The sequence below is a fragment of the Mesorhizobium sp. M5C.F.Cr.IN.023.01.1.1 genome, assembly GCF_003997585.1.
GTDB lineage: Bacteria > Pseudomonadota > Alphaproteobacteria > Rhizobiales > Rhizobiaceae > Mesorhizobium > Mesorhizobium wenxiniae.
Genome location: NZ_RZSU01000137.1, coordinates 1 through 15,143, shown reverse-complemented (window position 1 = coordinate 15,143; position 15,143 = coordinate 1). Strand labels below are relative to the sequence as shown.

General features: G+C 62.1%; 12 protein-coding genes and 1 pseudogene. 9 read left to right on the top strand and 4 right to left on the bottom strand.

What is annotated here, in order from left to right:
* The 6 genes from EOA78_RS31630 to EOA78_RS31605 form a co-directional block, all read left to right on the top strand.
* The coding region (locus tag EOA78_RS31630; RefSeq protein ID WP_164784018.1) for a TolC family protein at window positions 1–618 on the top strand (618 nt) is incomplete at its 5' end.
* 210 nt (window positions 619–828) lie between these two features.
* Window positions 829–1,719 (top strand): PopZ family protein, encoded by an 891-nt coding sequence (locus EOA78_RS31625; RefSeq protein ID WP_127319240.1) that lies wholly within the window; start codon window positions 829–831, stop codon window positions 1,717–1,719.
* Between the two features lie 220 nt (window positions 1,720–1,939).
* A complete protein-coding gene (locus EOA78_RS31620; protein ID WP_127319238.1) occupies window positions 1,940–4,723 on the top strand; it encodes a valine--tRNA ligase in 2,784 nt (927 codons plus the stop codon).
* Between the two features lie 433 nt (window positions 4,724–5,156).
* Complete coding sequence (locus tag EOA78_RS31615) at window positions 5,157–6,377, top strand: outer membrane protein transport protein (protein WP_127319236.1); 1,221 nt, start codon at window positions 5,157–5,159, stop codon at window positions 6,375–6,377.
* Window positions 6,378–6,656: 279 nt separating this feature from the next.
* On the top strand, window positions 6,657–8,381 hold the full coding sequence (gene ilvD, locus EOA78_RS31610; protein ID WP_127319233.1) for a dihydroxy-acid dehydratase: 1,725 nt from the start codon (window positions 6,657–6,659) through the stop codon (window positions 8,379–8,381).
* The gene (locus tag EOA78_RS31605; RefSeq protein WP_127319231.1) at window positions 8,368–9,204 is read left to right on the top strand and encodes a tetratricopeptide repeat protein; all 837 of its coding nucleotides are present in this window, start codon (window positions 8,368–8,370) and stop codon (window positions 9,202–9,204) included. Before ilvD ends, EOA78_RS31605 begins: the two co-directional genes overlap by 14 nt.
* A gap of 90 nt (window positions 9,205–9,294) precedes the next feature.
* On the opposite strand, the gene EOA78_RS31600 is transcribed toward EOA78_RS31605, so the two are convergent.
* The 4 genes from EOA78_RS31600 to erpA form a co-directional block, all read right to left on the bottom strand.
* On the bottom strand, window positions 9,295–9,585 hold the full coding sequence (locus tag EOA78_RS31600) for a hypothetical protein (RefSeq protein ID WP_127319229.1): 291 nt from the start codon (window positions 9,583–9,585) through the stop codon (window positions 9,295–9,297).
* Between the two features lie 98 nt (window positions 9,586–9,683).
* Window positions 9,684–10,478, bottom strand: a complete 795-nt coding sequence (gene xth, locus EOA78_RS31595) for an exodeoxyribonuclease III (RefSeq protein WP_127319227.1) — start codon at window positions 10,476–10,478, stop codon at window positions 9,684–9,686.
* A gap of 7 nt (window positions 10,479–10,485) precedes the next feature.
* Window positions 10,486–10,878: a VOC family protein gene (locus tag EOA78_RS31590; RefSeq protein WP_127319225.1), complete on the bottom strand. Its 393-nt coding sequence runs from the start codon at window positions 10,876–10,878 to the stop codon at window positions 10,486–10,488.
* 2 nt (window positions 10,879–10,880) lie between these two features.
* Window positions 10,881–11,228: an iron-sulfur cluster insertion protein ErpA gene (gene erpA / locus EOA78_RS31585; protein ID WP_127319223.1), complete on the bottom strand. Its 348-nt coding sequence runs from the start codon at window positions 11,226–11,228 to the stop codon at window positions 10,881–10,883.
* Between the two features lie 73 nt (window positions 11,229–11,301).
* On the opposite strand from erpA, the gene EOA78_RS31580 reads away from it, so the two are divergent.
* The 3 genes and pseudogenes from EOA78_RS31580 to EOA78_RS31570 form a co-directional block, all read left to right on the top strand.
* Window positions 11,302–12,516: a deoxyguanosinetriphosphate triphosphohydrolase gene (locus tag EOA78_RS31580; protein WP_127319221.1), complete on the top strand. Its 1,215-nt coding sequence runs from the start codon at window positions 11,302–11,304 to the stop codon at window positions 12,514–12,516.
* 74 nt (window positions 12,517–12,590) lie between these two features.
* Complete coding sequence (gene argS, locus EOA78_RS31575; protein WP_127319219.1) at window positions 12,591–14,348, top strand: arginine--tRNA ligase; 1,758 nt, start codon at window positions 12,591–12,593, stop codon at window positions 14,346–14,348.
* 103 nt (window positions 14,349–14,451) lie between these two features.
* Window positions 14,452–15,143: pseudogene (locus EOA78_RS31570) on the top strand (SPOR domain-containing protein); the annotation flags it as partial.

The following is a 15,143-nucleotide window of genomic DNA, read 5'->3' as shown; positions in this document are numbered from 1 at the left end:
GCGGCGGCGTTTACGGTGAAATCGGCCGAAGGCGCGCTGCTGCCGCAGCTTTCGGCTTCCGCCGGCGTTTCCAGCGCCTTTCGCAGGACGGCCCCGGGCTCTGCCGATACGGGGCAGGATGGTAAGACCAATTCGGCCAGCATCGGTGCGACGTTGACTATACCGATCTATTCGGGCGGGCGGACGTCGGCGATAGTGCGCCAGAACAAGGAATCGCTCAGCCAGGCCCGGATCGAGGTCGATGTAAGCCGCGACACCGTGCGGCAAGCCGTGACCTCGGCGTGGACGCAATACATCGCCGCCCAGCAAACCGTGGTGGCCAACAGGCAGGTGATCGCCGCCGCGCAGCTTGCCTTGAGCGGCGTCATCGAGGAGCGCAATGTCGGCCAGCGCACCACGCTCGACGTTCTCAACGCCCAGGCCACCCTCATCACGGCCAAGATCAACCAGGCCAGTTCCGAACGCGATTTGGTGGTGGCGAGCTATGCCATCCTCTCGGCGATCGGTCGTCTTTCGGTCGATCGTCTCGCCCTTCAGGTGACGAAATACAGACCCGAAGAGCATTACAATGCGGTCAAGGACAAGTGGATCGGCCTGCGCACGCCAGACGGCCGCTGATCGCTCCACCAGTTTCAATTCGGCCCAGTTTCAAGGCATAGAGCCCGCCGTTCAAAGGAACGCGCGGGCTCTAATCTGTTGAAATCCAACGCGCCCTCAGATTGGGGATTCTCGTAAGGCGATCCGTCGGTTACGCTGTTGCCATGATTCGAATCCGGCTTTGGCCGGACTGGAAATCTGCAACGAGTCACAAGGGCGGCGGATGTGACGATGGCGACAGCAAGCAGCGTACAGCGCGAACCTTCCATGGAGGAGATACTGGCTTCCATCAGGAGGATCATCGAGGACAACGATACCGGCCGCAAGCAGCCGGACGAAGCGGACGACCTGCTGCAGGATTTAGCGTCGGTTGCCGTGCCGGCACCGGCGGTAGGCGGGGCGCCACCGGCGGCAGGCGGGGCGCCGCCGGAGGTAGGCGGGGCGCCACCGGAGGCGGGTGCGTTTCGCGCCGAGTTGCGTCCGGGATTGGACGCCAGGAGGCCGGTCACGCTGACCGAGGTGCAGGCGCCACCGTCGGCCGCCGAGCCGGTCATCGCACGTATGGAGCCGCCGGTTCGTTCCGACCCGACTCCAGTCAGAGCGACCGTGCCGCCTGCTGGTGCCAGGATTGCAGCCGAACCGGCCGCCAAGCCGGAGCCGGATGCGCCTGCGACGGCAAGGGTTGCGGAGACGACCGACAGCATCGTCGCCGATTGGCGGCGTGAGATCGCCTCAGTAGGCGAAGCGAGGACCGCGGCCAATCCAGACAGGGCCGAGGTGAGACGGACGCCGGACGCCGAACCGAAGGCCGAGGTTTTCGAGGACGCGGCCGAACCCGCTTTCGAGCCGGCGCCGCCGCGTAGCGCGTTTGCGCGCCCGGCGACAAGCGAGGCACCGTCCACTCGTCCGGCGATCCTTTCCGAACACACGGGCCGGCAGGTCGCCGCCGCCTTCGGCGAGCTTTCCGATGCGTTCGCCAGCCGCAGCAAGAAAACCTTCGACGAGATGGCCGAGGAGATGCTCAGGCCCATGCTGCAGGACTGGCTGGACAACAATCTGCCGACGCTGGTCGAGCGGCTGGTGCGCGAGGAAATCGAGCGCGTGGCGCGCGGCGCGCAGTAACAATTCCGACGGTCGGCGGATGGTGGAACGCCGCCGCTGGCGGCGTTTTGTTGATGTGCGATGTAATGCCTACGGCCTCGGCAGTGGCATTGCCAGTGATCTTGTCAGATCTATCTGTATGGCAGGCGAGCCCGCTCGCCTGCCGCCTCGCGGTTGACTTGGCCAGGACCTTCCGATTTACACCGGACCAGCAAAAACCCGACAGCTCGGACGCCTTTCCATGCTCGAAAAAACCTACGACGCTAAAATCGTCGAGCCGAAGATCGCCAAAATCTGGGAGGAGGCCGACGCGTTTCGTGCCGGCGCGGGCGCCGAGGAGGGCGCGGAAGCCTTCACCATCGTCATCCCGCCACCGAACGTCACCGGCTCGCTGCATATGGGCCATGCGCTCAACAACACGCTGCAGGACATTCTGGTGCGCTTCGAGCGCATGCGCGGCAAGAACGTGCTGTGGCAGCCCGGCATGGACCACGCCGGCATCGCCACGCAGATGGTGGTCGAGCGCCAGCTTATGGAGAAGCAGATCCACCGCCGCGACCTGACGCGCGACGAGTTCATCGAGAAAGTCTGGGAGTGGAAGGCTGAATCCGGCGGCGCGATCTTCAACCAGTTGAAGCGACTGGGGGCCTCGGCCGACTGGAGCCGAGAACGTTTCACCATGGACGAGGGCCTATCCAAGGCGGTGCTCGAAGTGTTCGTCACGCTCTACAAGGAAGGCCTGATCTACAAGGACAAGCGCCTTGTCAATTGGGACCCGAAGCTCCTGACTGCGATTTCCGACCTCGAGGTCGAACAGCAGGAGGTCAACGGCAACCTCTGGCATTTCCGCTACCCCGTCGAGGGCGAGGTTTTCGATCCGGAAAATCCTAAAACCTTCATCGCCGTGGCAACGACACGCCCCGAGACGATGCTGGGCGATACGGCGGTGGCGGTGCATCCCGACGACGAGCGTTTTCGGCATCTGGTCGGCAAGAACCTCGTCCTGCCGATCGTCGGCCGCAAGATCCCGGTGGTGGCGGACCAATATTCCGATCCGGAGAAAGGCAGCGGCGCGGTCAAGATCACGCCGGCGCACGACTTCAACGACTTCGAGGTCGGCAGGCGCCATAAGCTGCCGGCGATCAATATCCTCACCGTAGAGGCGGCGGTCACCCTCACGGACAATGACGACTTTCTTGCCGGGCTGGAGGTGACGCCCGAGCGCCAGGCCGTCTGGCATGAACTCAACGGCCTCGATCGTTTCGTCGCGCGCAAAAAGATCGTCGAGCTGATGGAGGCGGGCGGTTTCCTCGAAAAGGTCGAGCCGCATCGCCATGCGGTGCCGCATGGCGATCGCGGCGGCGTGCCGATCGAACCGTTCCTGACCGAACAATGGTATGCGAACGCGGCGGACCTCGCCAAACCGGCTATTCGTGCGGTGCGCGAGGGCCGCACCAATTTCGTGCCGAAAAACTGGGAAAAGACCTATTTCGACTGGATGGAGAACATCCAGCCCTGGTGCATTTCGCGCCAGCTCTGGTGGGGTCACCAGATCCCGGCCTGGTACGGACCGGATGGGCGCGTCTTCGTCGAGAAGACCGAAGAGGAGGCGCTCGCGGCCGCCGTCGAATATTATCTGGCGCTGGAAGGGCCTTGGAAGGCCTGGGTCGAGGACAAGCTCGAGAACTTCAAGCCGGGCGAGATCCTGACCCGCGACGAGGATGTGCTCGACACATGGTTCTCGTCGGCGCTGTGGCCGTTCTCGACGCTTGGCTGGCCGGACCAGACGCCGGAGCTGAAAACCTACTACCAGACCGACGTGCTGGTGACCGGCTTCGACATCATCTTCTTCTGGGTCGCCCGCATGATGATGATGGGCCTGCACTTCATGGACGAAGAGCCGTTCCACACCGTCTATGTCCATGCGCTGGTGCGCGACAAGAACGGGCAGAAGATGTCGAAGTCGAAAGGCAACGTCATCGACCCGCTCGATCTCATCGATGAATACGGCGCCGACGCGCTGCGCTTCACGCTGACGGTGATGGCCGCGCAAGGACGCGACGTGAAGCTCGATCCGGCCCGCATCGCCGGCTACCGCAACTTCGGCACCAAGCTGTGGAACGCGACGCGCTTTGCCGAGATGAACGACGTCGCGAGGAACGACGAGTTCTGGCTGAACGACGCCAAGCTGGCGGTCAACCGCTGGATCCTGACCGAACTGACCCGCGCCTCGCGCGAAATCACCGATGGCATCACCTCATACCGGTTCAACGAGGCTGCAGGTGCGGCCTACCGCTTCGTCTGGAACCTGTTCTGCGACTGGTACCTCGAACTGCTGAAGCCGGTGTTCATGGGCACGGATGAGGCTGCCAAGGCCGAAAGCCGGGCTTGTGTCGCCTTCGTGCTCGACGAGATCTACAAGCTGCTGCATCCGATGATGCCATTCATGACCGAAGAACTGTGGGCTGAGACGGCCGGCGAGGGCAAGGAACGGCCGTCGCTGCTTTGCCATGCCGCGTGGCCGTCGCCCGACTTCGAGGATGAGGCAGCGGCCGCCGACATCAACTGGCTGGTCGATCTCGTCTCAGGCATCCGCTCCGTACGCTCGGAGATGAACGTGCCGCCGGCCGCGATCGCGCCCCTGATGGTGATCGGCGCTAATACCGCGACCCACGAAAGGCTTGAGCGACAGGCATCGGCCATCAAGCGACTGGCGCGGGTCGGCGACATCTCGCTGGTCGATACGGCGCCCAAGGGCTCCGCCCAGATCGTGCTCAACGAGGCGACCATCTGTCTGCCGCTCGGCAGCCTGATCGATCTTACCGCCGAGGCGGCGCGGCTGCAGAAGGAACTGGTCAAGGTGACCGAGGAGATCGCCCGCCTGCACAAGAAGCTGTCCAACGAGAAATTCGTCGCCAACGCGCCCGAAGATGTAGTGGAAGCCGAGCGCGAAAAACTTGCCGAGTATCGCGAGGCGCAAGAAAGGCTTTCGGTGGCGCTGACACGAGTGCGCGAAGCCGGTTGACTTCTTCTGGTGTTTGAGAATCGAACTGGCTGAGGTTCGGATTGACCAAAACCGGCTTCCGCTTTTGGGTCCGATGCTCAGGATCCGCGAGTCCTGCGAGCTTGCTTTTCGGACGGCTTCCTGCCGCGAAAACAGGCATTCCGCAGCGTAAATCTTGACGTAAACGGAATGTTTTAGCCCCATTGTTGCCATAATGTAACAATGTGGCATCGTCTTCGCAAAACGGGACGTTTTGGTCTCGTTTCACGCAAGTTTTCTGAATTTTTTGTCGATTTGCAACCAAACGGGCCGTTTTCCGGCTTTGAGAGGAAAGCTGTCACTTTGTCTAAAATGCGGTCGGCGAAGGCGTACATGTACGCATCGGGAATTCGTTGTTGCGCCGTTAACCTGAATTGGTTCTAGCTTGATCCCATTCGTATTTGGGAGGAGATTCATGAACAATTTGCGTCTGAAAGCGCTGCTGGGGACGGGGTGCTTTTCGCTGTTGATTTCGGGCGTTGCGAATGCAGGCGGCTTCGACCGGGGTGGTGTCAACATCGACCAGTTGTTCGATGCCGCGCCATATTCGGTCGATGCCGGAGTCACCTATGTTTCGCCACAGCGTACGCTGAAGAATGTTCAGCGCCTGGATGGCTCGGGATTGTCGTCTTCGTCAGTGGACGTTGGTGGCGACTATGCGGTGCCGCGCATCGGTATCAAGGCCAACCTCTTTGAACCAGTGGATTGCCTTGCGACCTATACGGAACCGTATGGTGCGGAGGCAGACTTCGGAATGAACAACGCCTATTCGCCAACGGCGGTCGAATACTACGTCAAAACAAATGATTTCGGCCTTACCTGCTCCTACAAGGTAAATGTCGGCAAGGGCTCGATGCGGTTCATCGGCGGCGTCTCCTACCAGGAGGTCGATGCGTTCCTGTCGCGGCAGACCTTGCTGGCCTTCGGCAATACCGGGATCGGCAAGTTCCAGCTTTCTGACGAGGCGTGGGGCTGGCGTGTTGGTGCCGCCTATGAAATTCCCGAAATCGCCTTGCGCGGAAGCCTGATGTACTCCTCGAGCTACAAATATGACGAACTGTCGGGAACCGTCGACACGACCGGTTTTAGGGGCGCCTTTCCGGCGGATCTGATTCCAGGCGCTACCGGGGTCTTCCCTGTCTCCGCCTCGGCCGAGATACCCCAAGCCGTGGAACTCAAGCTGCAGAGCGGTATAGCGCCTGGCTGGCTGGCCTTTGGTTCCATCCGCTGGCAGGAATGGAGCAGGCTTGGCGTCATTCCCATCAATGGCGTGCGCAGCCCGGTGACCGGCGCTCCCTCGCCCGTTTCTTTCGACCTGCTTTATCGCGACGGCTGGACGGTTTCGGGCGGCATAGCTCACAAGTTTTCCGACCAATTGTCTGGCGCGGTTTCGCTGACCTGGGATCGTGGAACCTCGACGACCTCCGGCTATCAGTCGGACACATGGTCCGTGGCCAGCGGCATTTCTTATTCGCCGAACGACAAGATCGAGGTCAGACTTGGTGGTTCGATCGGTGTTCTGACCAGTGGGTCGTCGACCTTCACCGGTGTTGGCGACACGGCAAATGCCATCACCTACACATACGACGACGATCTGCTCCTTGCCGGCTCAGCATTGGTTAAGGTCAAGTTCTAAATATAGGTTTTCAATAGCAAAAAGGCCGGGCATTGCCCGGCCTTTTTGTTCGAGCGGCTTTCCTGACATGCAGGCGGCGTTGCAAAACGTGGCATCCCTCTGCCTCCTGCGATTGTGACGTTTTGGCAACAGTTTCTGAGCAACCCTCGCACCACAAGGACGCCCGGGGAGATTGCCTATTTCCCGCCATAAACCCGGCGCACTCGAATTTGTCTCGGAACACGTGCCCAAAGAGGCTCGGCAATGGGGCAGGTCGCACCCACCGCGGCAAGGAAGAGTATGAACGCCAGAGTCATCTCAAAGGCCAAGCTGCCCAGCCGCTATGTGACCGTCGGTCCAGCGCGCGCGCCGCACCGCTCCTATCTCTATGCGATGGGGTTGTCGGCGGCCGAGATCGCGCAGCCGCTGGTCGGCGTCGCGAGCTGCTGGAACGAGGCGGCACCGTGCAACATCTCGCTGATGCGCCAGGCGCAGGTGGTCAAGAAGGGCGTCGCCGCGGCGAACGGCACGCCGCGCGAATTCTGCACCATCACCGTCACGGACGGCATCGCCATGGGCCACCAGGGCATGAAATCGTCACTGGTGTCGCGCGAGGTCATCGCCGATTCGGTCGAACTCACCATGCGCGGTCATTGCTACGATGCGCTGGTCGGCCTTGCCGGTTGCGACAAGTCGCTGCCCGGCATGATGATGGCCATGGTGCGGCTCAACGTGCCGTCGATCTTCATCTATGGCGGCTCGATACTGCCCGGTTCCTACAAGGGCCGGCAGATCACCGTGCAGGATGTGTTCGAGGCCGTCGGCCAGCACTCGGTCGGCACGATCGGCGACGCCGAGCTCCTCGAAATCGAACAAGCCGCTTGTCCGTCGGCCGGCTCTTGCGGCGCCCAGTTCACCGCCAACACCATGGCCACCGTCGCCGAGGCCATCGGCCTGGCGCTGCCATATTCCTGCGGGGCGCCGGCGCCCTACGAGATGCGCGACCGCTTCAATTTCGCCTCCGGCGAAAAGATCATGGAGCTGATCGCAAAGAATATCCGCCCGCGCGACATCGTCACGCTGAAGGCGCTGGAGAATGCGGCAACCGTGGTTTCGGCCACCGGCGGCTCGACCAACGCAGCGCTGCATTTGCCGGCGATCGCGCATGAGGCGGGGATAAAGTTCGACCTCTTCGACGTGGCCAGGATCTTCGAGAAGACGCCCTACATCGCCGACCTGAAGCCGGGCGGCAAATATGTCGCCAAGGACATGTTCGAGGCCGGCGGCATTCCGCTCTTGATGAAGACGTTGCTCGATCACGGCTATCTGCATGGCGACTGCCTGACGGTGACCGGCCGCACTTTAGCCGAAAATATGGAGCACGTTGCGTGGAATGATAGCCAGGATGTGGTCCGTCCCGCCAACCGACCAATCACCCAAACGGGTGGCGTCGTGGGCTTGAAGGGAAACCTTGCCCCCGACGGCGCGATCGTGAAGGTCGCGGGCATGTCGGAGCTGAAATTCTCTGGTCCGGCGCGCTGTTTCGATTCGGAAGAGGAATGTTTCGAGGCGGTTACGGATCGCAGCTACAGCGAAGGCGAGGTCCTCGTCATCCGCTACGAGGGTCCGCGCGGCGGTCCGGGCATGCGCGAAATGCTATCGACGACGGCGGCGCTCTATGGCCAGGGCATGGGCGGCAAGGTGGCTCTCATCACCGACGGACGTTTTTCGGGCGCGACACGCGGCTTCTGCATCGGCCATGTCGGGCCGGAAGCCGCCGTGGGTGGTCCGATCGGGCTGCTCAGGGATGGCGATTTGATCTCGATCGACGCGGTGAACGGCACGATCGAGGTGGCGCTGTCCGACACCGAACTGGCGGCTAGGGCGAAGACATGGAAGGCTCGCGCGACCGACTATCAGTCGGGCGCGATCTGGAAATATGCACAAACGGTAGGGCCTGCCCGCGACGGCGCGGTCACCCATCCCGGTGGTGCGAAAGAAACACATTGTTATGCGGATATCTGAGTTGCTGAGGTTGTCTGTCCTTTCGGCACTGGTCGCGATCGCCACTTTTGGCGCGACCTTGGGCGCCGCAGGCCAAGCCATGGCCTTCGACGACAAGGTGTTCGACGACAAGACCGGCGTGAAGCCGCAGTCCAGCCCGTGGGCGGTGTTTCAGTTCGGCTTCTCCGCCTATAAGAACGGCCGCAAGGAGCAAGCCGCGGAGGCTTACAAATACGCGGCCGAAAATGGCCAGATCGGCGCCACCTGGAAGCTTGCGCGCATGTATGCCGAGGGTGACGGCGTGGAGCGCGACGACTATGCGGCGTTCAAGTTCTTCAGCGAGATCGCCGACCAGGACGTCGAGCCCGGTTCGCCGGAAGAGAGCTATGTGTCGGACGCGCTCGTGGCGCTCGGCGACTATTTGAGGAAGGGCATCCCCGGCAGCCCCATCACAGAGAACGAGGTGGCGGCCCAGGAATATTACATGCGCGCCGCCGCCAATTACCGCAACCCGAATGCCCAGTTCGAGATGGGCCAGATCTTCCTGAATGGCAAGGGCGGCGTCAAGGCCAGCATCAAGCAGGCCGGACGCTGGTTCCAACTCGCCGCGGAAAAGGGCCATGCCGGCGCGCAGGCAACGCTCGGCCATCTGCTTTTCCAGAGCGGTAAGATCGTTCGGGGGCTGGCGATGATGACCGCGGCGCTCGAACGGGCCTCACCTTCCGACCAGCCATGGATACGCGGCATGCAGGAAGAGGCATTTGCCGCCGCGGGCGAGGCCGACCGCCGCACCGCGATTTCGCTGGCCGACGACATCCTCACCAAGGGCGGCGGCGACCAGTAGCCACGAAGCCAGTAGCCACGAAGCCGAAGTGAGGAAGCTAATAAGTCAGGAAGACTGGCTACTTCGAAAAATCAAGTCGGACAGCCAAGATCAGTTCTCGGTGGGTTCCGTCGGAACGAGGCCGGACTCCGGTTTTGAAATTGGCGTGGCCGACGGCGCCAGCGTCGTTCGCGGGCATTCGTCCCGAATCTTTGTCCATGACGTGTTGTTGAGCACCATGTCGCAGCGGGCGAGATGGCTCCGGCCGGACAGCGTCAGACAGGCGACTTGGCCGATCTGGAAGGATTTTCCGTTGGCCAGGCATTCAGGATCGGCAAAAGCCGGCGTCGCCGCGAGGGCGAGCGCGGCGGCACATGGGCAAAGCGCAAATCTGATCGTCATCTTGAACCCCGGCCGAACCCGGATTGCAGCGGAAACCCCGATTGTGGCGATATGACGGTCCATCAACCGGGAATCCGGCGGTCCGAGCCTCGAAATGATCAGATTGGCGCGAAAGCCAGTTCGACGGCCACCGGCACATGGTCGGAGGGTTTTTCCCAGGCACGCACATGCTTTTCGATCGAGGCCGAGGAAAAGCGGTTGGCGGCTTCGGGCGAGAGCAGCAAGTGATCGATGCGGATGCCGTTGTTCTTCTGCCAGGCGCCGGCCTGATAATCCCAGAAAGTAAAGATGTCCGGCGCGTCGGTGACCGCGCGCACGGCTTCGGTGAAGCCGAGATTCTTCAGCCGGCGGAACGCCTGTCTCGTCTGCGGCTGGAACAGCGCGTCGCTCAGCCAGTTCTCCGGGAATTTCGCGTCGATGTATTCGGGGATGACATTGTAATCCCCGGCCAGCACCAGCGCCTCTTCGAGCAGGAGCCGTTCCTCGGCCCAGCGCTCCAGCCGCGCCATCCAGGAAAGCTTGTAGGAGAACTTCTTCTCGTCATTGATCGGGTTGCCGTTCGGCAAGTAGAGCGAGGCAACGCGCAACGCGCCCTCGTCGGTCGAGAACACGCCCTCGATGAAACGCGCCTGCTCGTCGGTGTCGTCACCCGGCAAGCCTCTGATGACCTCGTCGAAGCGCAGCTTCGACAGGATGGCGACGCCGTTAAAACCTTTTTGGCCATATATTTCAACGTTGTAGCCGAGCGCCTCGATCTCCGCGCGCGGAAACTGCTCGTCGACAGTCTTGATCTCCTGCAGGCAGGCGATATCAGGCGCGCTTTCCGTCAGCCAATGGGTCAAATTGCCGATGCGGGCCCGAACGCCGTTGATGTTCCAGGTGACGATTTTCATGACGGCCTCATTGCTGTTCCGGCGGATGACGTTCGACGAGGCCGATCGTATTGCCTGCCGGGTCCTTTAGGAAGGCCATCCATTCGCTTTCGCCCGCCGGCCCGAACAGGCCCTCGGTGTCGCGATGGACGAGCATCGGCGGCGCGGTGAAGGGGACACCGGCGGCTTTTGCTGAGGCGTAGAAATCGTCGAGGCCCGATACGTCGAGATAGACGGTGCCGGCCGGCAGGCCATCGGTGAACAGCAGCCGCACGTCGCCGGCCATGATGAAGGCGATGCCGGGCGGATCGAAGCGCGCGTGCACCGTCATGCCAAGCACGTCGTGCCAGAACGCCAGCGTTGCATCGAGATCGCGCCCGGCTGAAAGCGCGACCTGACGGACCGCGCCGATGGCAGGCATTTCTAAATACTGAAACTAGTGCCGCAGCCGCACGAGGCGACCGCATTCGGGTTCCTGATCTGGAACGACTGGCCCATCAAGTCGTCGACGAAATCGATCACCGAGCCACCCATATAGGCCAGCGAGAGGTCGTCGATCAGTACGGTTGCGCCGTCTTTCTCGATGGCGACGTCGTCATCGTTGCGCGTGTCGACCAGGTCGAACTTGTAGGAAAAACCGGAGCAGCCGCCGCCCTCGACCGAAACGCGCAACGCCGTCTTGCCGGCTTCGCCAGATACAATCTTGGCGATCCGCCTTGCGGCGGCGTCGGTCATCTCGACTTTCATAGCGGTCTTGGCGTCAGCGCCCATGGGCGTCACCTTGCTTTCGGTTTCACATGATAGGTATGAAGCGCGAGGGGGCAAGTCAACTGCGGCAGCGGCGATGACAAATGAGTTGGGCGACATCGGATTTGGTTATCGGCCGCGCGCGGCCTATGCCTGCGATCCGGCGAAGTCGCGCGGGCGGCTGTTCGACGAGGTGGAGAGCCCGACCCGCACACCATTCCAGCGCGACCGCGACCGCATCATCCATTCGACGGCATTCCGCCGGCTGAAGCACAAGACGCAGGTGTTCGTCGCGCATGAGGGCGATCATTACCGCACCCGGCTGACGCATTCGATCGAGGTGGCGCAGATAGCGCGTGCCCTGGCGCGGGCGCTGCGCGGCGACGAGGACCTAGCCGAGGCGGTGGCGCTGGTGCACGATTTCGGCCACACGCCCTTCGGCCATACCGGCGAGGACGCGCTGAACGAGAAAATGATCGCCTGGGGCGGCTTCGATCACAATGCGCAGTCGCTGCGCGTGGTGACGCGGCTGGAGAGCCGCTATGCCGAATTCGACGGGCTGAACCTCACCTGGGAAACGCTGGAGGGCCTGGTAAAACACAACGGACCGCTGACTGACGCCAGCGGAAAGGGTCTGAAGGGGCCGGTGCCGCCAGCGATCCGCGACTATTCGGAGCTGCACGACCTCGAACTCGACCGCTTCGCCGGCATCGAGGCGCAATGCGCGGCAATCGCCGACGACATCGCCTACAACACCCATGACATCGACGACGGCCTGAGATCCGGCTTCCTGACGCTGGATATGCTGGAAAAGGTCTCGCTGCCCGGCTCGATTCTCGAAGGCGTGCGCCAGCGCTATCCGGCGCTGGACGATGTGAGGACAGGGCACGAACTGATGCGGCGGCAGATCACGATGATGGTCGAGGATGTCATCGTTTCCACCACCGCCAATCTGGCCCGCATCAAGCCGGACAGCGCCGACGCGGTAAGGGCGGCGGGCGAGACGATGGTGACCTTTTCAGCCGAAATGGCCGCGTTCGAAAAGGAATTGAAGGCCTTTCTCTACAAGCATCTCTACCGGCACAGCGAGGTCATGCGCGTGCGTAACGAGGCCGAGCAGATCGTCAACGACCTGTTCGAGGTCTATTTCGCCGATCCGCGCGCCATGCCCGACGGCTGGCGCGAAGGGCTCGACCGGGCCGACGATCGCATCAAGGCGCGCAGCGTCGCCGATTTCCTGGCGGGCATGACGGATACCTACGCTTTGAAAGAACACCGCCGTTTGTTTGACCATACGCCTGAATTAAGCTAGGCCGAGCTCGATTTTGCCGGCCAATAAGCCGGATCCCTGCAAAGCTGCCAGAGCCACACCCCAGAGCTACACCAATGAACATCTTCGCCGATTTCAACGCGCGAATCACCAGAGCTGTCGAAGCACTTGATTTGAAAGACAAAGACGGCAGTCCGCTGGACCTGTCGCGCATCGCCGTCGAGCCGCCGCGCGACGCCAGCCATGGCGACCTTGCGACCAATGCGGCAATGGTGCTGGCCAAGCCGACCGGCCAGTCGCCACGCGCACTGGCTGAAAGGCTGGCGCAGGCGCTGCGCGCCGACTCCGACATCGCCGCTGCGGACGTTGCCGGTCCGGGCTTCGTCAATCTCAGACTCAAGGATGCGTTCTGGCAGGTGCATCTGACCGCGCTGCTCGGCGAAGGCCGCAATTACGGCCGCTCGACGGTCGGCGGCGGCAAGAAGGCCAATGTCGAATATGTCTCGGCCAACCCTACCGGACCAATGCATGTCGGCCATTGCCGTGGCGCCGTGGTGGGTGATGCGCTCGCCAACCTGATGGCCTTCGCCGGTTATGACGTGACCAAGGAATATGTCATCAACGACGCTGGTTCGCAGATCGACGTGCTCGGCCGTTCTGCCATGCTGCGTTACCGCGAGGCGCTCGGCGACGATATCGGCGAGATTCCTGCCGGGCTTTATCCGGGCGACTATCTGGTGCCGGTCGGCCAGGCGCTGGCCAGCGAATTCGACCGTTCCCTGCTGCAGATGCCCGACGAGGAAGCGCTTGCGATCGTCAAGGACAGGACGATCGATGCGATGATGGCCATGATCCGGGAGGATCTGGCGCTGCTCAATGTGCATCACGACGTCTTTTTCTCGGAGCGCACCCTGCACGCCGACAACGCCCGGAAAATCCGTTCGGCCATCAACGACCTGACGCTCAAGGGCCATATCTACAAGGGCAAGCTGCCGCCGCCCAAGGGCGAGAAGCCGGACGAGTGGGAGGATCGCGAGCAGACGCTGTTCCGCTCGACTGCGGTCGGCGACGACATGGACCGGGCGCTGGTCAAGTCGGACGGCACCTTCACCTATTTCGCCGCGGACGTCGCCTATTTGAAGGACAAGGTCGATCGCGGTTTCGTCGAGCTGATCTATGTGCTTGGCGCCGATCATGGCGGCTATGTGAAGCGCCTGGAAGCGCTCGCCCGGGCGATTTCCGGCGACGAGGTGAAGCTTACAGTGCTGCTTTGCCAATTGGTGAAGCTTTTTCGCGAGGGCGAACCGGTGCGCATGTCGAAGCGGTCGGGCGATTTTGTGACGCTGCGCGAAGTGGTGGAGGAGGTCGGCCGCGATCCGATCCGCTTTATGATGCTCTACCGCAAGAACGATGCGCCGCTCGATTTCGACTTCGCCAAGGTGACCGAGCAGTCGAAGGACAATCCGGTGTTCTACGTGCAGTACGCTTCGGCGCGCTGCCATTCGGTGTTCCGGCAGGCGAGCGAACAGTTGGGCGAGGCCAATTTCGACCGCAATCGGCTGGCCGCCGCCACCGCTTCGCTGACCGACGAAGGCGAGATCGGCCTGATCAGGAAGATTGCCGAATATCCGCGGCTGATTGAATCCGCGGCACTTGCGCTCGAGCCGCACCGGCTGGCATTCTACCTCTACGATCTCGCCTCCAGCTTCCACGGACATTGGAACCGCGGCACCGAAAATCCTGACTTACGTTTTGTTAAGGTTAACGACCGACAATTGACGCATGCCAGACTAGGGCTGGTGCAGGCTGTTTCGGACGTTTTGACGTCCGGCCTGATGCTGATCGGGGCCGATGCGCCCACCGAAATGCGTTAGGTTTGACTAAAAAACCTGTCACCTTTTGCCCACATTGCGCTGGTAAGGGCCAACCCCACGCGACGTCCATGGCGTCCGAATGAGTGCGAGTTCGGGAACAATAATGGCAGACAGAACCCAGCTGAGAGCAGCCGCCCAAAACGATATCGCCGACGATGATCCGTTCGCGGAACTGACCAGGATCATGGGGTTCGACCCGCGCCAGCCGGTCAGGCCGCAGGCCCAGCCGAAGGCGGCCCCCGCCAGCCAGCCGGCGGACGAGGGCGATTTCGACATCGATCTCGAGAAGGAGTTGATGGGCGAATTCGGCGCCGACGACAACGACGGCGCAACCGAGATTCGCGAGCCGGCTTTCGAGGCCACCGACGTGGCCGACGAGCTTGCCGCGTCGCTCGAACAGGATTTCCTGCTGGACGATGATGCGGCGGACGAACCCGCCCATGCCGTTGCTGCCGACGACGCGCGTTCTGGTGTTGCCGAAGCATCCGCGCCGGCTGTTGAAGCTGCGTTCGATGACGATTTCGATGATGCGCTTGCCAGTTCGCTCGAAGACGTGTCGCCTTTCGAAGACGATTTGGCAGTGAACAACAAGCTTGGGAACGACGAGCTTGCCGCGTCGCTCGATGAGGATTTACTGGTCGACGACGAGGCGGACGTGGCCGAACAGAATACTGCCGCCATCGATGCGTCCGCGCCGGCCGCCGAACCCGCCTTCGACGATGAATTCGACAATGCGGTCGCAAGCTCGCACGAAGACGAGCTGGTGCTCGACGAGCAGGTGCCCATGGAGCAGGT